Source organism: Mesorhizobium sp. WSM4887, assembly GCF_029625865.1.
Lineage (GTDB): Bacteria > Pseudomonadota > Alphaproteobacteria > Rhizobiales > Rhizobiaceae > Mesorhizobium.
On record NZ_JARTVP010000001.1, the window covers coordinates 707,550 to 733,052 of the forward strand.

The 25,503-nt window shown below is 63.7% G+C and carries 23 protein-coding genes and 1 tRNA gene; 2 read left to right on the forward strand and 22 right to left on the reverse strand.

Features of this window, described 5'->3' with window-relative positions; translation table 11 throughout:
- Positions 1–19: 19 nt before the first annotated feature.
- On the forward strand, positions 20–340 hold the full coding sequence (locus P9230_RS03420) for a phosphoenolpyruvate carboxylase (RefSeq protein WP_278117443.1): 321 nt from the start codon (positions 20–22) through the stop codon (positions 338–340).
- Between the two features lie 145 nt (positions 341–485).
- Here P9230_RS03420 and P9230_RS03425 read toward each other — a convergent pair.
- A tRNA-Leu gene (locus P9230_RS03425) sits at positions 486–570 on the reverse strand.
- Positions 571–810: 240 nt separating this feature from the next.
- Between P9230_RS03425 and lipB the strand changes: the two genes are divergently transcribed.
- Positions 811–1,554 carry a lipoyl(octanoyl) transferase LipB gene (gene lipB / locus P9230_RS03430; protein ID WP_278053046.1) on the forward strand — a complete coding sequence of 248 codons (744 nt, stop codon included), beginning with the start codon at positions 811–813 and terminating at the stop codon, positions 1,552–1,554.
- 10 nt (positions 1,555–1,564) lie between these two features.
- On the opposite strand, the gene P9230_RS03435 is transcribed toward lipB, so the two are convergent.
- The 21 genes from P9230_RS03435 to P9230_RS03535 all read right to left on the reverse strand — a co-directional run bounded on the left by P9230_RS03435 (position 1,565) and on the right by P9230_RS03535 (position 25,500).
- A complete protein-coding gene (locus P9230_RS03435; protein WP_127245734.1) occupies positions 1,565–2,815 on the reverse strand; it encodes an SRPBCC family protein in 1,251 nt (416 codons plus the stop codon).
- Between the two features lie 511 nt (positions 2,816–3,326).
- Positions 3,327–4,010: an ABC transporter ATP-binding protein gene (locus tag P9230_RS03440; protein WP_206519875.1), complete on the reverse strand. Its 684-nt coding sequence runs from the start codon at positions 4,008–4,010 to the stop codon at positions 3,327–3,329.
- Entirely contained in the window at positions 4,007–5,290 is a 1,284-nt protein-coding gene (locus P9230_RS03445) for a lipoprotein-releasing ABC transporter permease subunit (protein WP_067001237.1), read from the reverse strand. Before P9230_RS03445 ends, P9230_RS03440 begins: the two co-directional genes overlap by 4 nt.
- Entirely contained in the window at positions 5,290–6,615 is a 1,326-nt protein-coding gene (proS, locus tag P9230_RS03450; RefSeq protein WP_127245736.1) for a proline--tRNA ligase, read from the reverse strand. Before proS ends, P9230_RS03445 begins: the two co-directional genes overlap by 1 nt.
- Positions 6,616–7,188: 573 nt before the next feature.
- Positions 7,189–7,473: a DUF1467 family protein gene (locus P9230_RS03455; protein ID WP_067001240.1), complete on the reverse strand. Its 285-nt coding sequence runs from the start codon at positions 7,471–7,473 to the stop codon at positions 7,189–7,191.
- Positions 7,470–7,874, reverse strand: a complete 405-nt coding sequence (mce, locus tag P9230_RS03460; RefSeq protein WP_095801976.1) for a methylmalonyl-CoA epimerase — start codon at positions 7,872–7,874, stop codon at positions 7,470–7,472. The genes P9230_RS03455 and mce overlap by 4 nt, the downstream gene beginning before the upstream one ends.
- A 101-nt stretch (positions 7,875–7,975) precedes the next feature.
- Positions 7,976–9,646, reverse strand: coding sequence for a ribonuclease J (locus tag P9230_RS03465; RefSeq protein ID WP_095801977.1), 1,671 nt, complete (start codon positions 9,644–9,646; stop codon positions 7,976–7,978).
- Positions 9,647–9,695: 49 nt separating this feature from the next.
- The gene (locus P9230_RS03470; RefSeq protein WP_067329185.1) at positions 9,696–10,517 is read right to left on the reverse strand and encodes a biotin--[acetyl-CoA-carboxylase] ligase; all 822 of its coding nucleotides are present in this window, start codon (positions 10,515–10,517) and stop codon (positions 9,696–9,698) included.
- A gap of 4 nt (positions 10,518–10,521) precedes the next feature.
- Positions 10,522–11,958, reverse strand: coding sequence for an NADH-quinone oxidoreductase subunit NuoN (nuoN, locus tag P9230_RS03475; RefSeq protein WP_095829778.1), 1,437 nt, complete (start codon positions 11,956–11,958; stop codon positions 10,522–10,524).
- Between the two features lie 13 nt (positions 11,959–11,971).
- On the reverse strand, positions 11,972–13,477 hold the full coding sequence (locus tag P9230_RS03480; protein WP_095826201.1) for an NADH-quinone oxidoreductase subunit M: 1,506 nt from the start codon (positions 13,475–13,477) through the stop codon (positions 11,972–11,974).
- Positions 13,477–15,450: an NADH-quinone oxidoreductase subunit L gene (nuoL, locus tag P9230_RS03485; RefSeq protein WP_095826202.1), complete on the reverse strand. Its 1,974-nt coding sequence runs from the start codon at positions 15,448–15,450 to the stop codon at positions 13,477–13,479. The genes P9230_RS03480 and nuoL overlap by 1 nt, the downstream gene beginning before the upstream one ends.
- Before the next feature lie 11 nt (positions 15,451–15,461).
- On the reverse strand, positions 15,462–15,770 hold the full coding sequence (gene nuoK / locus P9230_RS03490) for an NADH-quinone oxidoreductase subunit NuoK (RefSeq protein WP_066998791.1): 309 nt from the start codon (positions 15,768–15,770) through the stop codon (positions 15,462–15,464).
- A gap of 1 nt (position 15,771) precedes the next feature.
- Positions 15,772–16,392, reverse strand: a complete 621-nt coding sequence (locus tag P9230_RS03495) for an NADH-quinone oxidoreductase subunit J (RefSeq protein ID WP_066998787.1) — start codon at positions 16,390–16,392, stop codon at positions 15,772–15,774.
- A gap of 238 nt (positions 16,393–16,630) precedes the next feature.
- Entirely contained in the window at positions 16,631–17,122 is a 492-nt protein-coding gene (gene nuoI / locus P9230_RS03500) for an NADH-quinone oxidoreductase subunit NuoI (protein ID WP_066998784.1), read from the reverse strand.
- Entirely contained in the window at positions 17,122–18,165 is a 1,044-nt protein-coding gene (gene nuoH, locus P9230_RS03505; RefSeq protein ID WP_066998780.1) for an NADH-quinone oxidoreductase subunit NuoH, read from the reverse strand. The genes nuoI and nuoH overlap by 1 nt, the downstream gene beginning before the upstream one ends.
- Before the next feature lie 2 nt (positions 18,166–18,167).
- The gene (gene nuoG / locus P9230_RS03510) at positions 18,168–20,249 is read right to left on the reverse strand and encodes an NADH-quinone oxidoreductase subunit NuoG (RefSeq protein ID WP_278117449.1); all 2,082 of its coding nucleotides are present in this window, start codon (positions 20,247–20,249) and stop codon (positions 18,168–18,170) included.
- 72 nt (positions 20,250–20,321) lie between these two features.
- On the reverse strand, positions 20,322–21,002 hold the full coding sequence (locus P9230_RS03515; RefSeq protein WP_095826205.1) for an NADH-ubiquinone dehydrogenase: 681 nt from the start codon (positions 21,000–21,002) through the stop codon (positions 20,322–20,324).
- A gap of 72 nt (positions 21,003–21,074) precedes the next feature.
- Positions 21,075–22,379, reverse strand: a complete 1,305-nt coding sequence (nuoF, locus tag P9230_RS03520) for an NADH-quinone oxidoreductase subunit NuoF (RefSeq protein ID WP_066998771.1) — start codon at positions 22,377–22,379, stop codon at positions 21,075–21,077.
- A 10-nt stretch (positions 22,380–22,389) separates the two neighbouring features.
- Positions 22,390–23,694, reverse strand: coding sequence for an NADH-quinone oxidoreductase subunit E (locus P9230_RS03525; protein ID WP_278117451.1), 1,305 nt, complete (start codon positions 23,692–23,694; stop codon positions 22,390–22,392).
- Positions 23,695–24,885 (reverse strand): NADH-quinone oxidoreductase subunit D, encoded by a 1,191-nt coding sequence (locus tag P9230_RS03530; protein ID WP_095779761.1) that lies wholly within the window; start codon positions 24,883–24,885, stop codon positions 23,695–23,697. It abuts the gene before it with no gap.
- Between the two features lie 9 nt (positions 24,886–24,894).
- Positions 24,895–25,500 carry an NADH-quinone oxidoreductase subunit C gene (locus P9230_RS03535; RefSeq protein WP_066998762.1) on the reverse strand — a complete coding sequence of 202 codons (606 nt, stop codon included), beginning with the start codon at positions 25,498–25,500 and terminating at the stop codon, positions 24,895–24,897.
- Between the last annotated feature and the right edge of the window lie 3 nt (positions 25,501–25,503).

Below are 25,503 nucleotides of genomic sequence, written 5' to 3' on the forward strand. Positions count from 1 at the left end.
GACGCTCTACCAGTCCGACATGGAGATCGCGCAGCTCTACGCCGGCCTGGTAGCCGACGCCGATGCAGCTTGGCGAATCTACGGCCGCATCGGAGCCGAATACGAGCTGACGCGACGCCTGATCGGTGACCTCACCGGCGGCGATCTTTCCGCGCGCTTTCCGATGTTCAAGCGGCGTTTCGACAATCTGCGGCGACAGATGGACGACATCCACCGCCTGCAGGTCGATCTGCTGCGCGAGGTTCGGACCAGTCCCGGCACGGCGGATCGAAGGCGGACGACCGACGCCCTGCTCGTCTCGATCAATTGCATCTCGGCCGGCCTCGGCTGGACGGGATAGGCCCGGTTTTTTTCAGAACGGAAGGGCTTGAAACCCAAAGCGGCGGCGCGGTCCGCAGGATCTGGCGCCGCTTTTGTTTTGGCCCGCAGAACGTCGGACGCGCCGCCTCACGGGCTCATCCAAGCAGTGCCTTTTTGGGGGAGAATGGTGCGGTCGAGAAGACTCGAACTTCCACGGGTTGCCCCACAGCGACCTCAACGCTGCGCGTCTACCAATTCCGCCACGACCGCACGTGGTAGGAGCCGGAACCGTCCGGCCCGGGGCCTGTAGCAAATCGTTTCCGGCGAAACAAGGGTGCCGTGCGGAATATTCGCTAATGCATGTCGCCCAAAAGTGCATGACGGTTTTGGGAGAACGACATGCATCAGACAAAGCTCCTGGCGCAATGCTCCACAGCCTCGACACGGGCCGGCCGAAACTGGACGTTTCAGCTAATTGCCGCCATATGAGGGGAGCATCGAGAAAGTTCCATGACAGAACGCAGCCAGATCGCCACGTCGTTCCTGCCCCTTCCCGGTTCGGCGCCGGTCGAGTGGGTCATCGAGCCCGGCCTGACGTCTTATCCCGACGCGCTCGCCTTCATGGAATCGCGCGCCGAGGCCATCCGCAATGGCGCTGCCGGCGAGATGGTCTGGCTGGTCGAGCATCCGCCGCTCTACACCGCCGGCACCAGCGCCCGTATCGAGGACCTCATCGACCCTGACCGCTTTCCCGTCTTCGCCGCAGGACGCGGCGGCGAATACACCTATCACGGCCCCGGCCAGCGCGTGGCCTATGTCATGCTCGACTTGAAGCGCCGGCGCGAGGATGTCCGCGCCTTCGTCGCCGCGCTCGAAGAGTGGATCATCGGCACGCTTGCCGCCTTCAACGTGCGCGGCGAGCGCCGCGAGGATCGCGTCGGCGTCTGGGTGGTGCGGCCGGATCGCCCTGCCATGCCTGACGGCAGGCCCGCCGAGGACAAGATCGCCGCCATCGGCATCAGGCTCAGGCGCTGGATAAGCTTTCACGGCATTGCCATCAATGTCGAGCCGGAGCTTTCCCACTTCGGTGGCATCGTGCCCTGCGGCGTTTCGGACCATGGCGTGACCAGCCTCGTCGATCTCGGCCTTCCGGTCACCATGGCCGATCTCGATCTCGCGCTGAAATCCGCCTTCGAGGACGTGTTCGGGCCTGCCGCGGCCGCGGTCGCCGAGCCGGCCCGAAATGCAGGGTAATCCGGCGCGGCTACATCAGTTGCGCGGAGGCCCAGAGCACGCCATAGCCGTGAATGGAAAAGACCGCCAGCAGCGCGCCGGCCATGGCCAGGCGATCGAAGGCGTGGATCGACTTCAGCTCGTGACGCGGTTTCACGCCGCTGCCGACCGTGAGCAGGCTGAGGACCGAGAACACCGCGCCGGCGACGAGCAGGAAGCTGGGCGAGAAGCCGGCGCGCCAGCCGAGCGCCAGCAAGGCGAACAGCAGCAGGAAGGAGGCAAGCGCCAGCGCGATCGGACCCGGGCAGATTTGGCGCAGCACCTGGCCGCCGTCGAACTTCCACACCGGCACCAGATTGGCGATGTTGAACAGCGACGTGCAGCCGGCAAGCGTCGCCAGCAGCACTGCCGCCGGGCGGTGTCCTTCGCTGCCGGCAAGGCCGCTGGCGGCGATCAGCAGAGGCACAAGGAAAGCGGAGAAGCCCGCCCCCATCAGCGCCACGAACGCGACCTCGAAGCGGCTGTCATACGGCCTGCCGCCCATGGCGATACCGCCGAGCAACGGAATGAAGATCATGCGCACCCGGCGATGCCCCGTCAGGCGGAATGCCGCCATGTGGCCAAGCTCGTGCAGCGCCACCACCGAAGTTAGGATGACAGCCAGCGCCAGTCCCCCGAGGTTGAGGCCGAAGAACGGCCACAGGATGAAGGCCGAAAGCACGGCAAAGCCTATCTGGCTCACCGGATGCTCGAACCAGCCGCCCCTGCGATACGTTCCGGTTCTCGCCCAGACCTGCAACTTGGCGAGCTCGCGGCGCATGGCGAAGTAGCGGAAGATCAGGAAGGCGACGCCGCGATAGCGGTCGGTTTGCGTGAGCGTAACGCGCGTCGCATCGCCTTCGGGCGCGAGCGCGGTGGTTTCGCGATAGTCGGCCCAGAACGAGGGATCGAGAGCCGTGTCCTCAACGACGCGCATCGAGAAACGGCTGCCTTCCACCACATCGTCGAACCGCGCCTTGCGTTCGATCGGCCGCCCGTCGCGCCCTTCCCAGGACAGTTTGATCAGCGCCGTCCCCTCGCCGTCCAGCGGTTCGACGGAAAGGATTTCACCCGACCAGCCGGCGTCGCTGCCCAACGGCCACAGCGCCTGCCACAGGCGATTCCGGTCAGCCTCGATCACGCGGCTGACCGTAACCGTGCGCAGCCCGAGCGGCACCGTCATCAAGAGAAAGATCAGTCCGAGATTTCCGGCCACGAGTGTGACCGTGGCGATGACCGACACTGCCCTTGCTCCCTGTCTTTGCGAGCCAAGCTAGCGGGGGTGCGGCCAAGAAAAGCTTAACAATGGGCGAGCTCGTGCCCGTCCCAAACAGAGAGCGGACCCTTCGTCCGCCCAAGGGGCGGCGCGAAGCCGCCTGCTCACATGGCGCCAATCCAGATCGCCATGGAAATGAGAAAGGTGCTCATGCAGACCAGCGAGACGACATCCTGAACCAGATCGGCCATAACTCTCTCCTGTTGTTAATATGTTCGCAATTTGTTCTAATTCTGTTCGAATGTCAACGACCGAAGAACGGCATGCCGAGTGAATTCAGGCGATCCGTTTGGGCACGGTTAAGGAAAGATTGACGAGACGATAGGCTCTTTTGAGCGCGCGGAGGGCAAGTCGAGATCAGGCCGAGCCGAGGATGGCGGCTTTTGAGAACCGGAACGGCGGGTACTTGTTCGTAGGTGAGTACGGAAGCGCAGAAGCTGCGGTCGATAGGCCGGCCTCAGCCTACTATCGGCTTGCCTTAAAGCGGCACCACCTTGCCTTCTGCCAGCGTCACCCGCCGGTCCATGCGCCCGGCGAGCTCGTGATTGTGGGTGGCGATCAGCGCCGCCAGCCCCGACTGCCTGACCAGCGCCTCCAGCGCATCGAACACGTAGGAGGCGGTGGCCGGGTCGAGATTGCCGGTAGGTTCGTCGGCCAGCAGCACCAGCGGCGCATTGGCGACCGCGCGCGCGATCGCCACGCGCTGCTGCTCGCCGCCGGATAGCTCGGCCGGCCGGTGCTGCGCCCGCTTGCCGATCTGCATGTAGTCGAGAAGCTGCGCCGCCCGCTCGGATGCCTCCTTGCGGCCGAGCCCCTTGATCAGCTGCGGCATCATGATGTTTTCGAGCGCGGTGAACTCCGGCAGCAGATGATGGAACTGGTAGACGAAGCCGACATCGTTGCGGCGGATAGCCGTGCGCTCGTCATCCGACAGCCGGCCACAGGCGCGGCCGCTGAGGATCACGTCGCCGGCGTCCGGCCGCTCGAGCAGCCCCGCCGTATGCAGCAGCGTCGACTTGCCGGTGCCCGACGGCGCCACCAGCGCCACCATCTCGCCACGCCTAAGCGAGAAGTCAGCGCCGTTCAGAATGGTCAGCTTGCGCGGCCCCTGGACATAGTGCCGCTCGACGCCCTTAAGCTCGATAATGGCTTCGGCCATCACTCGTACCTCAAGGCTTCGACCGGATCGAGCCGGGCTGCCCGCCAGGCCGGAAACACCGTGGCCAGGAAAGACAGGGTGAGCGCCATGATGACGACATAGGTGGTCTCGCGCGGGTCCATCTTCGCAGGCAACTGGCTGAGGAAATAGAGCTCGGGATTGAACAGGATCCTGCCGGTCATCCAGGAGAAGAACTGGCGGATCGATTCGATGTTGAGGCAGATGACGACGCCGAGCAGCACGCCGGCGATGGTGCCGGTGACCCCGATCGCAGCCCCCGTCATCAGGAAAATGCGCAGGATCGCGCCGCGCGACGCGCCCATGGTGCGCAGGATCGCGATGTCGTGCCCCTTGTCCTTCACCAGCATGATGAGGCCGGAGATGATGTTGAGCGCCGCCACCAGCACGATCAGCGTGAGAATCATGAACATGACGTTGCGCTCGACCTGCAGCGCCGAGAAGAAGGTCTCGTTGCGCTGGCGCCAGTCGACGAGGTCGACCGGCCGCTGCGCCGCCTGCTCGACCAACGGCTTCAGCGCATCGACATTGTCGGGATTGTCGACATAGATCTCGATGGTCTGCGCCCGGCCGTCCATGTTGAAATAGAGCTGGGCTTCCGAAAACGGCATGTAGACGATCGAGCTGTCATATTCCGACATGCCGACCTCGAAGATCGCCGCCACCTTGTAGCCCTTCATGCGGGGCGTGGTGCCAAGCGGGGTAACGTCGCCTTCGGGTGAGATCAGCGTGATGGTGTCGCCGAGCACCAGCCCGAGATTCTCGGCCATGCGCTTGCCGATCGCCACTCCATCGCCGGTGTCGAAACCGTCGAGCGTGCCCTGCTTGATGTTGCTGGACACAATCGAGATCTTGTTGAGATCCTCGGCGCGAATACCGCGCACCAGCGCGCCGGTGCCGCCGCCGACATTGCCTTGCGCCAGCACCTGCCCGTCGATCAGCGGGATAGCGTATTTGACGCCGGCAACGCCGTTGATGCGGCTCGCCACCTGCGCATAGTCCTCCAGCGGCGAATCAAGCGGCTGCACGATCAGATGGCCGTTGACGCCAAGGATGCGGGTGAGCAGCTCGGCGCGAAAACCGTTCATCACCGCCATGACCACGATCAGCGTGGCGACGCCCAGCATGATGCCGAGGAACGAGATCGAAGCGATGACCGAGATCACCGTCTCCTTGCGCCGCGAACGCAGGTAGCGCCACGCCACCATGCGCTCGAAGCCTGAAAAGGCGCCTGCCGGCGATCGAGCTGCAGCCGCCTCGCCCATCAGGCGATACCCAGGCGTTTCTGGGCCTCCGCAATCGGCAGCGTCTCGCGCTCGCCGCTCCGGCGGTGCTTGATCTCGACCTCGCCGCTAGCCACCCCGCGCGGTCCGACGATCACCTGCCAGGGCAGACCGATCAGGTCGGCGGTTGCGAACTTGCCGCCCGGCCGCTGGTCGGTGTCGTCATAAAGCACGTCCTTGCCGGCCGAGGTCAGCGCTGCGTAGAGCTCGTCGCAGACGCGGTCGCATTCGGCATCGCCGATCTTCATGTTGATCAGACCGATATTGAACGGCGCGACCGCTTCCGGCCAAATGATGCCGTTATCATCATGGCTCGCCTCGATGATTGCCGCGACCAGCCGCGACGGGCCGATGCCGTACGAGCCGCCCGAAGCATAATGGTCCTTGCCATCGGGACCGGTGACCTTCGCGTTCATCGGCTTGGAATACTTCTCGCCGAAATGGAAGATATGGCCGACCTCGATGCCGCGCGCCGAGAGCCTCTCGCCTTCGGGCACCTTCTCCCATGCCGCTTCGTCATGCATCTCGTCGGTGGCGGCATAAGGAGTCGTCCATTTCGTCACGATGCCGCCGATCTCGGCATCGTTGGAGAAGTTCGTATCCGCGCTGGGCACGTCGAGCGACAGATAGGCGCGGTCGCAGAACACCTGGCTCTCGCCGGTCTCGGCCAGGATGATGAATTCGTGGCTGAGGTCGCCGCCGATCGGGCCGGTATCGGCGCGCATCGGAATGGCCTGCAGGCCCATGCGCGTGAACGTCCTCAAGTATGAGACGAACATGCGGTTATAGGCGGCTCTGGCGCCTTCAAAATCGAGATCGAAGGAGTAAGCGTCCTTCATCAGGAACTCGCGCGAGCGCATCACGCCGAAGCGGGGGCGCACCTCGTCGCGGAACTTCCACTGGATGTGATAGAGGTTGAGCGGCAGGTCCTTGTAGGACTTGACGTAGGCGCGGAAGATCTCGGTGACCATTTCCTCATTGGTCGGACCATAGAGCATGTCGCGGTCCTGCCGGTCCTTGATGCGCAGCATCTCCTTGCCGTAGTCATTGTAACGGCCGCTCTCGCGCCACAGATCCGCCGACTGGATGGTCGGCATCAGGATTTCCAGCGCGCCGGCTCGATTCTGCTCCTCGCGGATGATCTGGCAGACCTTGTCCAGCACGCGCTTGCCGAGCGGCAGCCAGGAGAAGCTGCCCTGCCCCTGCTGGCGGATCATGCCGGCGCGCAGCATCAGCCGATGCGAGACGATTTCGGCCTCACGGGGGTTTTCTTTGAGAATGGGCAGGAAGTAGCGCGACAAACGCATGGACTGGTCCGTGAATGAAAAAATGGCGGCGCGGGGAATCGGCGCAACCGAGGCTGCTTGCCCGGGCTTCATAGCCATTTCATGACCGAATGGAAACCCGAGCGCTCCAAAGTGTTGCGGCGTTCTGCGCATGATCAAAAGGCCCGTTTTGGCCACCAAAGTGCCGCATCTGGCCTTTTGATCGATTCATAAGCAAGCGCTGCCCCACTATTGTGCAGTGCAGCACGATATTGCCTATTCGGGGGCAAAATTCTTCGTGACATTTTCACCTGCCTTGGTCTAGTGTGCGCCGATAACCGAGAGGGCGGAGAAAAATCTGCTCTCCTACGCGGTCAAAGTCTTGGGAGGATGCGATCTAGGCGCGGTTACTCGCTGCCGCCGGACACCGGAAACAGATCGGACGCGTTTAAATTGCAAGGCCTCGTGCCTTGCATTTTTTTTGTGCAATCATCTGCTTAGGACCACGGCCTGCCAAACAGCATTATGCTGCGTTAGCCCTCAAAATCGGAAGTCGGCTTCCGATTTCAACCAGCACGGGCGCGGGTTGATCAATACTTGCGGAACTGTGCAGGGCTAGCGGCCGGCAGTATGAGTAAAGTCCGGCACGATGTGCGGGATGTCGTCGAAGCCGAAGCCGAGCCCCCTTGTCAGGCCGTAGAAAATGCCGATCACGATCGCGGTGACGACCGTCGTGCGGATCGCCGCGCGCAGCATGTGCGGTCCCTTCGGCGCGCTCGAGACCGTGCCGAGCGTCACGTCCTTGTCCTCATCCTGGGTGCGCAGGCTGAAGGGCAGCACCGCAAACAGCACCAGCCACCAGGTGACGAAGAACAGTGCGACAAAGGAAACCCAGTTCATGCCTGCTCCAATTCGACCAGCGTGCCGAAGAAATCCTTGGGATGCAGGAACAGCACCGGCTTGCCATGCGCGCCGATCTTCGGATTGCCGTCGCCGAGCACGCGCGCGCCGCTCGCCTTGAGCTGGTCGCGCGCGACGAGGATATCGTCGACCTCGTAGCAGACATGATGCATGCCGCCCGACGGGTTCTTCGCGAGGAAAGCCGCGATCGGTGAAGCGTCGCCCAGCGGCTCCAGCAGCTCGATCTTGGTGTTGCCGACATCGACGAACACAACCGTGACGCCATGTTCCGGCAGCGCCTGCGGCTCGCTCAGCCGAGCGCCCAGCGTATCGCGATACGCAGCTGTCGCCGCAGCCAGGTTCGGCACGGCAAGCGCGACATGATTTAGGCGTCCGAGCATAAGCGCTCCGAAAGTTAGGGGAGTAGGGGGGTAGGAAAAACTCCGAGCTATTTGCTATTCCCTTCTCCCTTATTCCCGTACTCCCCTACTCCCCTACTCCCTTATCTAGTGACAAACACCGTCACCAGCGGCTTCTTGCCCCAGGCTTCGTTGGCGGCGCCGCGGACGGCGCGGCGCACGGCCTCCTGCACAAGGTCGAGGTCTTTTCTGCGCTGGCGGGGGATCGAGTCCACCGCGCCGATTGCCGCATCGAGCATCAGGTCCTCTAGCGTCTCGCCGCTGGCATCGGCCTCGGCGACGCCGATCGCCACCAGATCGGGATCGCCGGCTAGCTCGTATTTCTCGTCGAGCACGACGTTGACCGCGACATGCCCGGCATAGGACAGCTTGCGCCGGTCGCGTATGCCCATCGCCTGGTCGGTTCCGATCAAGTATCCATCCTTGTAGAGGCGGCCGAACGGCACCTGGTCGATGATCGTGGCCGGACCGGGCCAGAGCCTCAGCATATCGCCGTCGCGCACCTGTGCCACCTGGCCGATGCCCGACATCGACATCAGCGAGCCCTGCGCCACCAGATGCGCCGCCTCGCCGTGCACCGGCACGCCGATCTGCGGCCGCACCCATTCATACATCTTGCGCAATTCGCTGCGGCGCGGATGGCCGGAGACATGCACCAGCGCGTCGCCGTCCTCGATGATCTTCATGCCGAGGTCGATCAGCCGGTTCTTGATCTCCAGGATCGCCTTCTCGTTGCCGGGAATGGTGCGCGAGGAAAACACCACCGTGTCGCCGGCCGTCAGCGCCACCGACTTCATCTCGTCGCGCGACAGCTTCGCAAGTGCGGCCAGCGGCTCGCCCTGGCTGCCGGTGCAGATGACCACCAGATTCTCGCGCGGGATATAGCCGTAATCCTCCTCGGCAATGAATTCCGGCAGGCCGTCCATGTAGCCGAGTTCGGTCGCGACATCGATCACGCGCTTCAGCGAGCGGCCGAGCACAAGGCACTGCCGGCCGGCGTCCCGCGCAGCCTTGGCGATCGAAACGATGCGCCCGACATTGGAGGAAAAGGTGGTGACCGCGACGCGGCCCTTGGCGTTTTCGATGACGCCTTTCAGGCCCTCGCCGACCGCCACTTCCGACGGCGACTCCCCTTCCCGCAGCGCATTGGTGGAATCGCAGATCAGCGCCAGCACGCCCTTGTCGCCGTAAGCGCGGAAGCGCGCCTCATCCGTCTTGGGGCCGATCGTCGGCGCCGGATCGATCTTCCAGTCGCCGGTGTGGATTACCGTGCCGGCGGGCGTAGCGATCGCCAGCGACATCGGCTCGGGAATGGAATGCGCAACCGGGATGGCTTCGATCTCGAACGGCCCGATAGTGAACGTCTCGCCGGCCCTGTAGATCATTGCCGGGATTTTTGGCGCGTTCTGCTCGCCCTGCCGTTTGGCCTCCAGCAGGCCGGCGGTGAACGGCGTCATCCAGACCGGGACTTTGAGCTTCGGCCAGATATCGAGCAGCGCGCCGTAATGGTCCTCATGCGCATGGGTTACGACCACGCCGCGCAAGCCGTCGAGGTTCTCCTCGATGAAGCGTGTGTCGGGCAGGATCAGATCGACGCCCGGATGCGCGCTGTCCGGAAATGTGACTCCGACATCGACTACGATCCATTCGCGCGCGTCCGCGGGCCCGTAGCCATAGAGGGCGAAGTTCATGCCGATCTCGCCGACGCCGCCGAGCGGCGCGAAGACGAGTTCGGCGTTCTCAGTATTCGCCATAAATCCTTTCCTTCCTGGCCAGTCAGGCCAAGCCAATCAAATCAAGTCGTCAAAGACGGGCCGACGCGACCGCGCCGAAATGCACGTCGCCGGCCGCGATCGTCAAAACAGTTCCGTCATCGTCGCGGATCACGAAACGGCAGTCCTCGTCAATGGTTTCGAAGACGCCGCGCACCACATTGCCGTCAATTCTGACAGCAACCTCGCCGCCGAGCCCCGCGGCGCGCGCCAACCAGCGTTTCCTGATCGCGCTAAGTCCCCGCCCGTCGTCCCACAATCTGAAATTCTCGCTCCAGGCATCCGAGAGCGCCAGGAACAGCATCTCGGCATCGCAATTGGCACCCAGCGCCTGCAGCGACGTCGCCGGATAAGGCAGATCCTCGGGGTATGCCACGACGTTGACGCCGATGCCGACGGCAACCGCGAAACGGCCGCCTTCGAGCAGGGTCGATTCCAGCAGGATGCCGGCAAGCTTGGCGCCGGTGGCGAGCACGTCGTTCGGCCATTTCAGCTCGAAGCGGTTGCGTCCTTCGCTGGCTCCGTCCAGGCCAACGGCGATCCGGCCTTGCGGGACGACGGCATCGAGCGCGTCGGCCAATGCAAGCCCGGCGACGAAGCCAAGCGTCGCGGCGAGCCGCAGCTCGCCATTCGGAACCAGAAGCAGCGTCGCCGCCAGATTGCCTTCAGGCGTCGCCCAGGCGCGGCCGCGCCGACCGCGTCCGCTTTCCTGCTTCTTCGAGACGACCCAGAGTTTTCCCGGATCGCCCGCGCGCGCGTGCTCCAGCGCCAGCGCGTTGGTCGAGCCGACGCTGTCATGGGCCTCGAGCCGGAACCCCTCCGACGCCGCGGTTGGAGCCAGCCGAAATGCCATCCCGTCAGAAGAAGGTCTTGGCGGCGGCTTCGGCATAGCTGCCGATCGGCCCGCCGATCAGCACATAGAACAGCACGAAGGCGCCGCTGACGCCGAGCACGAGGCGCAATTCGCTGGCCATCGGCACAAAGCCGCCGACAGGCTCGTCGAACCACATGATCTTGATGATGCGCAGGTAATAGTAGGCGCCCACCACCGAAGCCAGCACGCCGATGATCGCCAGGGCATAGAGATGCGCGTTGATGGCGGCGAGGAACACGTACCATTTCCCCCAGAAGCCGGCGAGCGGCGGAATGCCGGCCAGCGAGAACATCAGGATGGTGAGGATGGTGGCCATGATGGGATTGGTCGAGGCGAGGCCCGCCAGATCGCCGATCTGCTCGACATTGCCCTCCTTGCGCCGCATGGCGAGGATGAAGGCGAAGGTGCCGAGCGTCATCACCAGATAGATCAGCATGTAGATCGCCACGCCGCGCACGCCGGCCTGGCTGTTCGCGGCAAGGCCGACCAGCGCGTAGCCCATATGGCCGATCGAGGAATAGGCCATCAGCCGTTTGATGTTGGTCTGGCCGATCGCGGCGAAGGCGCCGAGCGCCATCGAGGCGATCGAGATGAAGACGACGATCTGCTGCCAGTCGGCGGCGATCGGCTTGAAGGCGCCCATGGTGACGCGCACGATCAGCGCCATCGCCGCCATCTTCGGGGCGGCGGCCAGGAAGGCGGTGATCGGCGTCGGTGCGCCCTCATAGACGTCCGGCGTCCACATGTGGAACGGCACCGCCGAGATCTTGAAGGCGAGGCCGGCGAGCACGAAGACCAGGCCGAAAACAAGGCCGAGCTGACGTTCGCCGCTGCCCAGCGCCGTCGCGATCTCGTGAAAGCCGGTGTTGCCGGTATAACCGTAGACCAGCGAGATGCCGTAGAGCAGCATGCCCGACGACAGCGCTCCGAGAACGAAATATTTGAGGCCGGCCTCGGTCGAGCGGACATTGTCACGGTTGATCGCCGCCAGCACATAGATCGCCAGCGACTGCAGCTCGAGCCCGAGATAAAGGCCGATCATGCCGTTGGCCGAGATCATCAGCATCATGCCGAGCGTGCACAGCACGATCAGCACCGGATATTCGAACTTGTCGAAATGCTCCTGCCTGGCAAACCGCATCGACATGACGAGCGTGACGGCCGAGCCGATCAGCGCCAGCATCTTCATGAAGCGGCCGAAGGAGTCCTGGACGAAAGCGCTGCCATAGGCAGACCCCTCGCCGCCGGAGAAAGCCAGCCAGAGGCCGGCGATCACAAGCACCGCGACCGCGAGCCCGGTCACCGTCGTGGTGTTGTTGGAGCGCGAATAGGCACCCACCATCAGAAGCGCCAGCGCGCCGATGGCGAGGATCAGTTCCGGCGTTGAGAGCGAAAGGCTGGAGAGAAGGTCCGGCGTCATGGTATTTCCCCGGTCAGTTCGCCGCCGCGGTCTGCGCGGAATTGATGGATGCGGTGACGTTGGTGACGAGCGCCTTGACCGACTGCGTGGTGGCATCGAACACAGGCGCCGGATAGACGCCGAAGAAGATCACCAGCACCACCAGCGGGTAGATGATCGCCTTCTCGCGCGTCGACAGATCGAGCAGGTTCTTCAGGCTCTCCTTGGTCAGCGCGCCGAAGATCACGCGGCGGTAGAGCCAGAGCGCATAGGCTGCCGACAGGATCACGCCGGTAGCGGCGAAGAACGCCACCCAGGTGTTGACCCGAAACACGCCGAGCATGGTCAGGAACTCGCCGACGAAGCCGCTGGTGCCCGGCAGGCCGACATTGGCCATGGTGAAGATCATGAACGCGGTCGCGTATTTCGGCATGTTGTTGACCAGCCCGCCATAGGCGTCGATTTCGCGCGTATGCATGCGGTCATAGATGACGCCGACGCACAGGAACAGCGCGCCGGAGACGAGCCCATGGCTGAGCATCTGGAACATCGCGCCCTGCACGCCCTCCTGATTCATCGCGAAGATGCCCATGGTGACGAAGCCCATATGGGCGACCGACGAATAGGCGATGAGCTTCTTCATGTCCTCCTGCATCAGCGCCACCAGCGAGGTGTAGATGATGGCGACGACCGAGAGCGTGAAGATCAGCGGCGCGAACATCTCCGACGCCAGCGGGAACATCGGCAGCGAGAAGCGCAGGAAGCCGTATCCGCCCATCTTCAACAGGATGCCGGCCAGGATGACCGAACCCGCCGTCGGCGCCTCGACATGCGCGTCGGGCAGCCAGGTGTGCACCGGCCACATCGGCATCTTCACCGCGAAGGAGGCGAAGAAGGCGAGCCACAGCCAGGTCTGCATGTTGGCCGGGAAGTTATGCGTCAGCAGCGTGGTGATGTCGGTCGTGCCGGACTGGAAGAACATCGCCATGATGGCGAGCAGCATCAGCACCGAGCCGGCAAGCGTATAAAGGAAGAACTTGAACGAGGCATAGACGCGCCGCTTGCCGCCCCAGACACCGATGATGATGAACATCGGGATCAGGCCGCCCTCGAAGAAGACGTAGAAGAGCACGATGTCGAGCGCGCAGAACACGCCGATCATCAGCGTCTCGAGGATCAGGAAGGCGATCATGTAGGCCTTGACGCGCTTCTCGATCGCATCCCACGAGGCCAGGATGCAGAGCGGCATCAGGAAGGTGGTCAGGATGACGAACAGCATCGAGATGCCGTCGACGCCCATATGGTAGGAGATGCCCGAATCCAGCCAGGCGTGCTTCTCGACGAACTGGAAGCCGGCCTGCGAATTATCGAAGCCCTTCCAGATGAACAGCGACACCACGAAGGTGAACGCCGTCGTGATGAAGGCGATCGAGCGGATGTTGCGGCGCGCGTTTTCGCTGTCGTCGCTGATCGGCAGAATGAGCAGAACACCAACCAGCGGCAGGAAGGTGACCAGCGAGAGGATTGGCCAGTCGGTCATCAGAGCATCATCCAGGTGACGAGAGCGGCCACGCCGATCAGCATGGCGAAGGCATAGTGGTAGAGGTAGCCGGTCTGCAATTTGACGACGCGATTGGTGACGTCGACGACGCGCGCCGAGATGCCGTCCGGGCCGAGCCCGTCGATGATGGCGCCGTCACCGGTCTTCCATAGGAACCGGCCGAGGCGCTTCGCCGGCCGCACGAAAAGGAAGTCGTAGAGCTCGTCGAAATACCATTTGTTGAGCAGGAAGCCGTAGAGCAGGCGATGGTTGGCGGCGACGCTCCGGGGCAGTTCCGGCGAGCGGATGTAGAACTTCCACGCGACCGCAAAGCCGATGACCATGGCGATGAACGGAGCCAGTTCCACCCACAACGGCAATTCGTGGATCTCGTGCAGGATGTGGTTGTCCGGCAGCGTGAACAGCGAAGCCTTCCAGAACTCGGCATAGCCCTCGCCGATGAAGGCGCCGTGGAAGATGATGCCGGCAAACAGCGCGCCGGCAGCCAGCACGTAGAGCGGCACCAGCATCACCGGCGGCGATTCATGCACGTGATGCATGACCTCGTGGCTGGCGCGCGGCTCGCCGTGGAAGGTCATGAAGATCAGTCGCCAGGAATAGAAGCTTGTGAAGGCGGCGGCGATCACGAGCAGCACGAAGGCAAAGCCCGCGACCGCGTTGTGGCTGGCAAAGGACGCTTCGATGATGGCGTCCTTGGAGAAGAAGCCGGCGGTGCCGATCACCGTCGCCGGGATGCCGACGCCGGTCAGCGCCAGGGTGCCGATCACCATCATCCAGTAGGTCTTGGGGATGAGCGTCCTCAACCCGCCCATCAGGCGCATGTCCTGCTCGTCGGAGACGGCGTGGATGACCGAGCCCGAGCCGAGGAAGAGCAGCGCCTTGAAGAAGGCATGCGTGAACAGATGGAAGATCGCCGCGCCATAGGCGCCGACGCCAAGCGCCACGAACATGTAGCCGAGCTGCGAGCAGGTCGAATAGGCGATGACGCGCTTGATGTCGTTCTGGACAAGGCCGACGGTGGCCGCGAAGAAGGCGGTGAAGGCGCCGATGAAGGTGACGACGGTCAGCGCCGAATGCGACAGCTCGAACAGCGGCGAGAGCCTCGCCAGCATGAACACGCCGGCCGTCACCATGGTCGCGGCATGGATCAGCGCCGAGACGGGCGTCGGGCCTTCCATGGCGTCGGGCAGCCAGGTGTGCAGCGGCACCTGCGCCGACTTGCCCATGGCGCCCATGAACAGCAGCAGGCAGACCACCGTCAGCGCCGTGTGCTTGTCGAGCGCATGGCCGAGGAAGGTAAGCACCGCGGCCCCCTCCGGCGCGCCTTCGGCCGGAAGGAAGGAGGCTGCGTTGGCAAAGACTGTGCCGAGATTGACCGAGCCGAACAGCACGAAGACGCCGAAAATGCCGAGCGCGAAGCCGAAGTCGCCGACGCGGTTGACGACGAAGGCCTTGATCGCAGCGGCGTTGGCGGAGGGCTTCTTGTACCAGAAGCCGATCAGCAGATAGGAGGCGAGGCCGACGCCTTCCCAGCCGAAGAACATCTGCACCAGATTGTCGGCCGTCACCAGCATCAGCATCGCGAAGGTGAACAGCGACAGATAGGCGAAGAAGCGCGGCCGGTTCGGATCGTGGTGCATGTAGCCGATCGAATAGATATGGACCAGCGCCGACACGGTGTTGACGACGACCAGCATCACCACCGTCAGTGTGTCGATCCTGAGCGCCCAGGCGACGTCGAGCCCGCCCGCCTGGATCCAGCGCAGCACCGGCACGGTGAACACTTCGCCATGGCCGAAGCCGACGGTGAAGAAGGCGATCCACGACAGCACCGCCGCGATCACCAGGAAGCCGGAAGTGATGTATTCGGATGCCTTGGCGCCGAGCGAATTGCCGAACAGGCCGACAATCAGGAAGCCGAGCAGCGGAAGGAAGACGATGGCCTGGTACATGGTTCTTCCCGTCAACCCTTCATCTGGTTCACGTCTTCGACCGCTATCGAGCCGCGGTTGCGGAAGAAGACGACAAGAATGGCAAGTCCGATCGCGGCTTCCGCCGCGGCGACCGTCAGCACGAACAGGGCGAACACCTGCCCTACGAGGTCATGCAGCGCCGCCGAGAAGGCGACGAAGTTGATGTTGACCGCGAGCAGGATCAGCTCGATCGACATCAGGATGACGATGATGTTGCGGCGGTTCAAAAAGATGCCGAACACGCCGAGCGTGAACAGGATCGCCGATACGGTCAGATAATGCGCGATGCCGACGACCATCTCAGATACCCTCGCCCGACTTGACCTTGCGGATTTCCATGCCCGTTGCCGGCGTGCGGCCGACCTGGGCGGCGATCGACTGCCGCTTGACGCCTTCCTTGTGGCGCAGCGTCAGCACGATGGCTCCGATCATGGCGACCAGAAGCACGAGGCCGGCGATCTGGAAATAATAGAGATAGTCCGTGTAGAGGATGTCGCCGAGCGCCGCCGTGTTGGAGCGCGCGGCGAGGTCCGGCGTTGCCTTGGCCACCGTCGAGGCAAGCTGCGGCGCGAAGCTGTAGCCGCCGAGCACGACGATCAGCTCCGCCGCCAGGATCAGCCCGACCAGCGCGCCGATCGGCGCATATTGCAGCGCGCCCTGCTTCATCTCCGCGAAGTCGACGTCGAGCATCATGACGACGAAAAGGAACAGCACCATCACAGCGCCGACATAGACGACGAGCAGGATCATCGCCAGGAACTCGGCGCCGGTCAGCATGAACAGACCGGCGGCGTTGAAGAAGGTGAGGATCAGGAACAGCACCGAATGCACGGGGTTGCGCGACGAAATGACCATGAAGGCCGACGCCACGGCGATAAAGGCGAAGAGGTAGAAAAAGACCGCCTCTAGTCCACTCAGCATGGGGTTCCCTCGGGTTCCTGTCCGAACACTGGGCTCAGCGCCCCTGCTCGATGTCGCCGCCGCCTCCGGCTGGCAAAGTTGCGTGTTCCTATCGCATGTTCCGATCGGGTTGAAAGTCCCGATCGAAAGAAACATGCGACACTCTTTTCATTCCGGAGGATGATCTGGCCCGAAAAGTCTGCAACTTTTCGGGGACCATCCTTTGAACGAGGCCCTCGCCCCGTCCATGCGTCCAATGTCAGCGATAGGGCGCGTCCAACGCGATGTTGCGCGCCAGCTCACGCTCCCAGCGATCGCCGTTCGCGAGCAGCTTTTCCTTGTTGTAGTAAAGCTCCTCGCGCGTCTCGGTCGCGAATTCGAAATTCGGCCCCTCGACGATGGCGTCGACCGGGCAGGCTTCCTGGCAGAAGCCGCAATAGATGCACTTCACCATGTCGATATCGTAGCGCACGGTGCGCCGCGTGCCGTCGTTGCGGCGCGGGCCGGCTTCGATTGTGATCGCCTGTGCCGGACAGATCGCCTCGCAAAGCTTGCAGGCGATGCAGCGTTCCTCCCCGTTGGGGTAGCGGCGCAGCGCGTGCTCGCCGCGGAAGCGCGGGCTGGTCGGTCCCTTCTCGTGCGGATAGTTGATCGTCTCCTTCGGCGCAACGAACTGGCGCATCGACAGGAAGAAGGCGCTGACGAAATCCTTCAGCAACAGGGCCTTTGCGGCTTGGGCAAGAGCGGACATCACGCAAACCCCGTGATCTTGAGGAAGGCCGCGGTGGCGACGACCATGAACAGCGAGATCGGCAGGAAGACCTTCCAGCCTAGCCGCATCAGCTGATCATAGCGGTAGCGCGGCACAAACGCCTTCACCATCGAGAACATGAAGAACACCAGGCAGACCTTGAGCACGAACCAGATCAGGCCCGGCACCCAGGTGAAGGGCGCGAAGTCGAACGGTGGCAGCCAGCCGCCGAGGAACAGGATGGTGGCCAGCGCGCACATCAGGACGACGGCGACGTACTCGCCCAGGAAGAAGAGCAGGAACGGCGTCGACGAATATTCGACCATGTGTCCGGCGACGAGTTCCGATTCCGCTTCCACCAGATCGAAGGGCGGACGGTTCGTCTCGGCCAGCGCCGAGATGAAGAACACGATGAACATCGGGAACAGCGACAGCCAGTGCCAGTCGAGGAAGGTGTTGGGCAGGCCGAGCTTGGTGCCGAGGCCATCCTGCTGCGAGAGCACGATGTCGGAGAGGTTGAGCGAGCCGACGCAAAGCAGCACGGTGACGATGACGAAGCCGATCGACACCTCGTAGGACACCATCTGCGCGGCTGAGCGCAGCGCGCCGAGGAACGGATATTTCGAGTTCGACGCCCAGCCGCCCATGATCACGCCGTAGACCTCGAGCGAGGAGATGGCGAAAACATAAAGGATGCCGACATTGATGTTAGCGATAGCCCAGCCTTGATTGACCGGAATGACCGCCCAGGCCGAGATCGCGAGCACGGCTGAGACCAGTGGCGCCAGCAGGAAGACGCCCTTGTTGGCGCCCGACGGGATCACCGGCTCCTTGAAGACGAATTTCAAAAGGTCGGCGAAGGCCTGCAGCGTGCCCCAGGGACCGACCACGTTCGGGCCGCGGCGCAGCTGCACCGCAGCCCAGATCTTGCGGTCGGCATAAAGCACGTAAGCCACAAAGATCAAAAGAACGACGATCAGCACGACCGACTTCAACAGGATCAGCAGCGCCGGCAGCACGTAGAAGGAAAAGAAGGTGTCCATGCTTATTCCGCCGCCTGCTTGAAGCCGCTCTTGGCCAGCGCCGAGCACTCAGCCATCACGGCCGAGGCCCGCGCGATCGGGTTGGTGAGATAGAAGTCCTTCACCGGCGAGGTGAAGGTGCCCTTGTTCAAGCGTCCGCCGAGCTTCGCCGCCCTGGCAACGCCGTCGGCGCTGCCCGCCGCGACATGATCGACGCGGGCAAGATGGGGGTATTCGCCATAGAGCTTCGCGCGCAGCTGCGCCAGCGAATCGAACGGCAGCTTCTTGCCGAGCACATCCGACAGCGCCCGCAGGATCGCCCAGTCCTCGCGCGCTTCGCCCGGGGCGAAACCGGCGCGGTTGGTCTGCTGCACGCGGCCTTCCGTGTTCACATAGGTGCCGGACTTTTCGGTGTAGGCAGCAGCCGGCAGGATGACATTGGCGCGGTGTGCGCCCGCATCGCCATGCGTGCCGATATAGACGACGAAGGCGCCGCCGGTCTTGGCCATGTCGATCTCGTCGGCGCCAAGCAGGAACAGGAGATCCGTCGCGCCCAGCATGCCGGCGACATTCTTGCCGCCCTCGCCCGGCACGAAGCCGACGTCGAGCCCGCCGACTCTGGCCGCCGCGTTGTGCAGCACCGCGAAGCCGTTCCACTCGGCGGTGACGGCATTGACGGCCATCGCCAGCCTTGCCGCCTGGCCGAGCACTGCCGCGCCGTCCGAGCGCGCCAGGGCGCCCTGGCCGACGATGATCAGCGGATGCGCTGCATTCTTCAGCACCTCGAAGAACTTGCCGTTGCCGTCGGCCAAGTCCTTCAAGGACTCTGGGCCGGCGCCGATTAGCTCGTAGTCATAACGCGTGTCGCCGATCTCGCCGATGACGCCGATCGGCAGGTTGCCGACGCGCCAGCGCTTGCGGATGCGGGCGTTGAGCACCGAGGCCTCGAAGCGCGGATTGGCGCCGACGATCAGCACCGCGTCGGCCTGCTCGATGCCTTCTATGGTCGGATTGAAGATGTAGCTCGCGCGGCCGAGCGACGGATCGAGCGCAGCGCCGTCCTGGCGGCAGTCGATGTTCTTGGAGCCGAGCGCCGCCATCAAAAGCTTGAGCGCATAGATTTCCTCGACCGCGGCGAGGTCGCCGGCGATCGCACCGACGCGCTCAGGGGCGGTCTTCGACACCTCGTCCTTGATCGCCGCGAAGGCTTCCGCCCAGCTTGCCGGAGCAAGCTTGCCGTTCTTGCGAACGTAGGGACGATCGAGGCGCTGGGTGCGCAGGCCATCCCAGATGAAGCGCGTCTTGTCCGAGATCCACTCCTCGTTCACGGCCTCGTTGACGCGCGGCAGGATGCGCATCACCTCGCGGCCGCGGCTATCGACGCGGATCGCCGAGCCGACGGCGTCCATGACGTCGATCGACTCCGTCTTGGTCAGCTCCCACGGCCGCGCCTGGAAGGCGAACGGCTTGGAGGTCAGCGCGCCGACCGGGCAAAGATCGATGACGTTGCCCTGGAGCTCCGAGGTCATCGCCTGTTCGAGATAGGTGGTGATCTCGGCATCCTCGCCGCGGCCGATCAGGCCGAGTTCGGAGATGCCGGCGACCTCGGTGGTGAAGCGGACGCAGCGCGTGCAGTGGATGCAGCGGTTCATCACCGTCTTGACCAGCGGACCGATATACTTGTCTTCGACCGCCCGCTTGTTCTCATGGTAGCGCGAGGAGTCGACGCCGAAGGCCATCGCCTGGTCCTGCAAGTCGCACTCGCCGCCCTGGTCGCAGATCGGGCAATCCAGCGGATGGTTGATCAGCAGGAACTCCATCACGCCTTCGCGGGCCTTCTTGACCATCGGCGTGTTGGTGAAGATTTCCGGCGCTTCGCCGTTCGGGCCGGGGCGCAGGTCGCGCACGCTCATGGCGCAGGAGGCCTGCGGCTTGGGCGGGCCACCCTTCACCTCGATCAGGCACATGCGGCAATTGCCGGCGATGGACAACCGCTCATGGAAGCAGAAGCGCGGCACTTCCGCGCCGGCGTCCTCGGCCGCCTGCAGCAGCGTGTAATGGTCGGGTACCGTGATCTCTTTCCCGTCGACCTTGAGCTTTGCCATTCGCCTCAAACCCTCGCGGATTTCCCGCAATCTTTCGTTCCGGGGCGCGACTGCGCCCGGCATTTCATCTCACTATTTGGCGGCCAGCGCCGCCGCTTGGCCAGTCCAGTCGTCGCGGCCGACGCGGCCGGCGAGCGACAGGTAATCCTCGACCCAGGCGATCTCTTCCGCGGTCCAGGCAGCGATCTGGTCGTAGGACCAGATGCCAAGACCATTCAGCACCTTCTCCAGCTTCGGCCCGATACCCGATATCGCCTTCAGGTCGGACGGCTTTGCCGGCTTGTCGATCGCCTTGGGCTGCCTGAAATCTTCCGGCATCAGACCGGTCGCGGCCGTTCCGGCTACCGTGTCGCCTCTCGCGTCGAGCGCCTTCTCAGCGCTGGCGTTCGCCGCGATGTCGGTCACATCCCTGGCGAAGGTCTGCGCCTCGGCGATCAGCGTCTCGGTCGCCTTGCGCGCCTTGGACGAATTGTTGGCGGCTTCGGTCCGCGCCTCGAGATCGTCGAGGAACGGCTGGAGCATGCGCTGCGAGGCTTCGACGGCGCCGGAGAAAGCGCCCACCCAGACACCCAGGGCATGGTTGGCGAAACCGATGCCTACCGCCGATAGTGCAGCCACGCCCGCGACAGGATGCGCCATCAGGTTGACGGCGCTGGCCATCTCCCTCGGCATCATCTTGGTCAGGTCCGGGTTCATCTTCTCGAGTTCGTCCAAATAAGGCATCAGCGGGTAGGCTATCGAATACGGCGCCATAGACATCTCCTGGTCGTTTCTTCGTACGCCCCGCCCCTGCTTTCCGTCCCGGGCAATGCCCGTCTTGCAAATCTATTCCGCCGCCGCCATCACCGGCTCGACCCGGTGCGCGTTGCGCGAAAACTCGTCGATGCGGCGCTCCACCTCGCCACGGAAATGCCGCATCAGGCCCTGGATCGGCCAGGCCGCGGCATCGCCCAGCGCGCAGATCGTGTGACCTTCCACCTGCTTGGTGACATCGAGCAGCATGTCGATCTCGCGCTTCTGCGCTTCGCCGCGCACCAGCCGTTCCATCACCCGCCACATCCAGCCGGTGCCTTCGCGGCACGGCGTGCACTGGCCGCAGCTCTCATGCTTGTAGAAGTAGGAGAGCCTGGCGATCGCCTTCACGATATCGGTCGACTTGTCCATGACGATGACAGCCGCAGTGCCGAGGCCGGATTTGAGGTCGCGCAATGCATCGAAATCCATCGGCGCGTCGATGATCTGCTCGGCCGGCACCAGCGGCACCGAAGCGCCGCCCGGGATGACCGCGAGCAGATTGTCCCAGCCGCCGCGAATGCCGCCGCAATGCGTCTCGATCAGTTCGCGGAACGGGATCGACATCGCCTCTTCGAAGGTGCACGGATTGTTGACGTGCCCGGACACGCAGAAGAGCTTGGTGCCGGCATTGTTCGGCCGGCCGAAGGACGAGAACCAGGCAGCACCCCGGCGCAGGATCGTCGGCGCCACGGCGATGGATTCGACGTTGTTGACCGTGGTCGGGCAGCCATAAAGGCCGACATTGGCCGGGAATGGCGGCTTCAGTCGCGGCTGGCCCTTCTTGCCCTCGAGACTTTCGAGCAGCGCCGTCTCCTCGCCGCAAATATAGGCGCCGGCGCCGTGGTGCATATAGACGTCGAAGTCGTAGCCGGAGGTGTTGTTCTTGCCGATGAGCTTGGCCGCATAAGCCTCGTCGATGGCGCGCTGCAGCGCCTCGCGCTCGCGGATGAACTCGCCGCGCACATAGATGTAAGCAGCGACCGCGCCCATGGCGAAACCGGCGACCAGCGCGCCCTCGACCAGCGTATGCGGATCGTTGCGCAGAATGTCACGGTCCTTGCAGGTGCCAGGCTCGGATTCGTCGGCATTGATGACGAGATAGCTCGGCCGGCCATCGCTCTGCTTGGGCATGAACGACCATTTCAGGCCGGTCGGGAAGCCGGCGCCGCCACGGCCGCGCAGGCCGCTTGCCTTCATTTCGTTGATGATCCAGTCGCGTCCCTTGGCGATCAGGCCGGGTGTATCGTCCCACATGCCGCGCGCCTGCGCTCCGGCCAGCGACTTGTCGAAGAGGCCGTAGATGTTGGTGAAGATGCGGTCTTTGTCCTGAAGCATTGTTCGTCCCTCAGACCGGCTTCTTGCCGAAGACGCGGATGTACTCGGCGACGCCGCCCTTGGCGAGCGCCTTGGCCTGCTTCGCCCAGTCGTCGCGCTCGATACGGCCGCGGAAATTGAGATAGCCGTCGACCCATTCGCGCTCGGCCTTCCTCCACGCAGAGACCTGCGCGAAAGTATAAATGCCAAGCGAATGCAGGACGCCTTCGATCTTCGGACCGACACCGGAGATCAGCTTCAGATCGTCGACCGTTGCCGGACGCGCGATCCCGGCCGGGCGGTTCTTGTCCTCGAGCGAAGGCTTGGCCGTCTTGGTCGCAGGCTGCTTCGCTTCCGGCGACTTGAAGGCGGACGCCGGCTCGGCCTTGGCCTTCGGCCCGCTGCGCGGCTTCGAAACCGCCTCGACTTCCGGAGAAGCCTTGTTGGCATTGGCTGCGGAGTGGCGCGGCGCCCTGACGCTGGCCGCCTTCTCGGTGGCGGGCGAAACCTTGACCGGCGACGGTGTCCTTAGTGCCGGACTGGTTTCGGGCGCGTCGGTTTTCGGCTTGCCGGATTTCGATGGCCCGACAGGGGCCGAGGGCGGCGCGGCAGGCGCCTGCGAGACGACGGCGGCGGATGCAGTAGCCGGCGCTGCGGCAGCGGCTTGTCTGGCTGCCTTCGCGGCGGCCTTGGCTTCCTTGTCGCGGGTGGATTTCAGGATTGCCTTCTCGCTCTTCAGCGTCGTCAGGCCCGTGGCCGGCTCCGAACCGATGCGGCCGTTCTGCGGACCGGGCTTCACCTCGGCGCCTTTGCCGGCTTCATAGAGATCGATGATCTCGGCAAGGCGCTCCGGCGTCAGGTCTTCGAACGTGTCCTTGAAGATCATGACCATCGGCGCGTTGACGCAGGCGCCGAGGCATTCGACTTCCTCCCACGACAGCGTGCCCCTGTCGTTGGTATGGAACTGGTCGTGATGGATCTTAGACCGGCACACATCCATCAGCGCTTCCGAGCCGCGCAGCATGCAGGGCGTGGTGCCGCAGACCTGGATATGGGCGCGGGTGCCGACCGGATTGAGCTGGTATTGCGTGTAGAAGGTGGCGACCTCGAGGCCGCGGATGCGCGGCATGCCGAGCATATCCGAGATCGTCTCGATCGCCGCTTTCGTCACCCAGCCTTCCTGTTCCTGAGCGATCATGAGCAATGGGATGATGGCCGACTGCTCGCGTCCCTTCGGATATTTGGCGATCCACTGCTGCGCCGCCGCAGCGTTCGCCTCGTTGAAGGCGAAGGAGGCTGGCTGGACGCTGGCATCTGCGAGACGGCGGACTGACATTTAGCGATCGACCTCACCAAACACGATGTCGAGGGAGCCAAGCACGGCGGTGACGTCGGCCAGCATGTGGCCGCGGCACAGGAAATCCATGGCCTGCAGATGCGCAAAACCCGGCGCGCGCAGCTTGCAGCGATAGGGCTTGTTGGTGCCGTCGGAGACGAGATAGACGCCGAACTCGCCCTTCGGCGCCTCGACAGCCGCATAGACCTCGCCGGCCGGCACGCGGTAGCCCTCGGTGTAGAGTTTGAAGTGATGGATGAGCGCTTCCATCGAGCGCTTCATCGCCGCGCGCTTCGGCGGCACCACCTTGCCGTCGAGGTTCGATACCGGGCCACCGCTTTCCTTGCCGAGCAGCAGATCGACGCACTGGCGCATGATCTTCGCCGACTGGCGCATCTCTTCCATGCGCACGAGATAACGGTCGTAGCAGTCGCCGTTCTTGCCGATCGGGATGTCGAAATCCATCTCGGAATAGCATTCATAAGGCTGCGCCTTGCGCAGGTCCCAGGCCGCGCCCGAGCCGCGCACCATCACGCCCGAAAAACCCCAGGCCCAGGCGTCGGCGAGCGACACCGTGCCGATGTCGACATTGCGCTGCTTGAAGATGCGGTTGCCGGTGAGCAAGGCATCAAGGTCGTCGACCGACTTCAGGAACGGATCGATCCACTTGCCGATATCCTCGATCAGCTTCTGCGGCAGGTCCTGATGCACGCCGCCTGGCCGGAAGTAGGCCGCATGCATGCGCGAGCCGGAGGCGCGCTCATAAAACACCATCAGCTTCTCGCGCTCGACGAAGCCCCACAGAGGCGGCGTCAGCGCGCCGACGTCCATCGCCTGCGTCGTCACATTGAGGATGTGCGACATGATGCGGCCCATTTCGGAATAGAGCACGCGGATCAGCTGGCCGCGCTTCGGCACCTCGATGCCGAGCAGGCGCTCGGCCGCGAGCGCGAAGGCATGCTCCTGGTTCATCGGCGCGCAATAGTCGAGCCGATCGAGATAGGGCACCGCCTGCAGATAGGTCTTGGCCTCGATCAGCTTCTCGGTACCGCGATGCAGCAGGCCGATATGCGGATCGACGCGGTCGACCACCTCGCCGTCCAGCTCCAGCACGAGACGCAAAACGCCGTGCGCAGCAGGGTGTTGAGGCCCAAAGTTAATGTTAAAATTGCGGACGGAGGTTTCAGCCATTGTGGCGCCTCAATTTGGCTTCGCCTTTTCATCGCCCGGAAGGACGTAATCCGTTCCCTCCCATGGGCTCAAAAAGTCAAAGTTTCTAAATTCCTGCTTCAATTCCACCGGCTCATAGATGACCCGCTTGGCCTCGTCGTCGTAGCGAACCTCGACGAAGCCGGTCAGCGGGAAGTCCTTGCGCAGGGGATGCCCTTCAAAGCCGTAGTCGGTGAGGATGCGGCGCAGGTCCGGATGGCCGGAGAAGAGCACGCCGTAGAGATCATAGGTCTCGCGCTCGAACCAGTCGGCGCCGGGATAGACGCCGGTCAGCGACGGCACCAGCGTCTCCTCGTCGGCCTGGACCTTGAGGCGGATGCGGACGTTCTGCTTCGGCGACAACAGGTGGTAGACGACGTCGAAGCGCTTGGCACGCGACGGATAGTCGGCGCCGCAAATGTCGATGATCGAGACGAACTGGCAGCGCGGGTCGTCGCGCAGGAAGGTCGCGACCTCGGTCAGGTTGCCCGGCTCGACGCAAACCGTCAGTTCGCCATAAGCAAGCACCGTTTCGCCGATGCGGCCGGAGAGCTTCTCGCCGAGATAGGTGGAGAGTTCGTGCAACGCCAAGGCCATTGG

What these genes read in the sequence shown, in the direction of transcription:
- P9230_RS03420 (WP_278117443.1), top strand. Translation starts at nt 20, where the DNA reads ATGGAGATCGCGCAGCTCTACGCCGGCCTGGTAGCCGACGCCGATGCA.
- lipB (WP_278053046.1), top strand. Translation starts at nt 811, where the DNA reads ATGACAGAACGCAGCCAGATCGCCACGTCGTTCCTGCCCCTTCCCGGT.
- P9230_RS03445 (WP_067001237.1), bottom strand. Translation starts at nt 5,290, where the DNA reads ATGGGCGAGGCGGCTGCAGCTCGATCGCCGGCAGGCGCCTTTTCAGGC.
- proS (WP_127245736.1), bottom strand. Translation starts at nt 6,615, where the DNA reads ATGCGTTTGTCGCGCTACTTCCTGCCCATTCTCAAAGAAAACCCCCGT.
- P9230_RS03455 (WP_067001240.1), bottom strand. Translation starts at nt 7,473, where the DNA reads ATGAACTGGGTTTCCTTTGTCGCACTGTTCTTCGTCACCTGGTGGCTG.
- mce (WP_095801976.1), bottom strand. Translation starts at nt 7,874, where the DNA reads ATGCTCGGACGCCTAAATCATGTCGCGCTTGCCGTGCCGAACCTGGCT.
- P9230_RS03465 (WP_095801977.1), bottom strand. Translation starts at nt 9,646, where the DNA reads ATGGCGAATACTGAGAACGCCGAACTCGTCTTCGCGCCGCTCGGCGGC.
- P9230_RS03470 (WP_067329185.1), bottom strand. Translation starts at nt 10,517, where the DNA reads ATGGCATTTCGGCTGGCTCCAACCGCGGCGTCGGAGGGGTTCCGGCTC.
- nuoN (WP_095829778.1), bottom strand. Translation starts at nt 11,958, where the DNA reads ATGACGCCGGACCTTCTCTCCAGCCTTTCGCTCTCAACGCCGGAACTG.
- P9230_RS03480 (WP_095826201.1), bottom strand. Translation starts at nt 13,477, where the DNA reads ATGACCGACTGGCCAATCCTCTCGCTGGTCACCTTCCTGCCGCTGGTT.
- nuoL (WP_095826202.1), bottom strand. Translation starts at nt 15,450, where the DNA reads ATGTACCAGGCCATCGTCTTCCTTCCGCTGCTCGGCTTCCTGATTGTC.
- nuoK (WP_066998791.1), bottom strand. Translation starts at nt 15,770, where the DNA reads ATGGTCGTCGGCATCGCGCATTATCTGACCGTATCGGCGATCCTGTTC.
- P9230_RS03495 (WP_066998787.1), bottom strand. Translation starts at nt 16,392, where the DNA reads ATGCTGAGTGGACTAGAGGCGGTCTTTTTCTACCTCTTCGCCTTTATC.
- nuoI (WP_066998784.1), bottom strand. Translation starts at nt 17,122, where the DNA reads ATGTCCGCTCTTGCCCAAGCCGCAAAGGCCCTGTTGCTGAAGGATTTC.
- nuoH (WP_066998780.1), bottom strand. Translation starts at nt 18,165, where the DNA reads ATGGACACCTTCTTTTCCTTCTACGTGCTGCCGGCGCTGCTGATCCTG.
- nuoG (WP_278117449.1), bottom strand. Translation starts at nt 20,249, where the DNA reads ATGGCAAAGCTCAAGGTCGACGGGAAAGAGATCACGGTACCCGACCAT.
- P9230_RS03515 (WP_095826205.1), bottom strand. Translation starts at nt 21,002, where the DNA reads ATGGCGCCGTATTCGATAGCCTACCCGCTGATGCCTTATTTGGACGAA.
- nuoF (WP_066998771.1), bottom strand. Translation starts at nt 22,379, where the DNA reads ATGCTTCAGGACAAAGACCGCATCTTCACCAACATCTACGGCCTCTTC.
- P9230_RS03525 (WP_278117451.1), bottom strand. Translation starts at nt 23,694, where the DNA reads ATGTCAGTCCGCCGTCTCGCAGATGCCAGCGTCCAGCCAGCCTCCTTC.
- P9230_RS03530 (WP_095779761.1), bottom strand. Translation starts at nt 24,885, where the DNA reads ATGGCTGAAACCTCCGTCCGCAATTTTAACATTAACTTTGGGCCTCAA.
- P9230_RS03535 (WP_066998762.1), bottom strand. Translation starts at nt 25,500, where the DNA reads ATGGCCTTGGCGTTGCACGAACTCTCCACCTATCTCGGCGAGAAGCTC.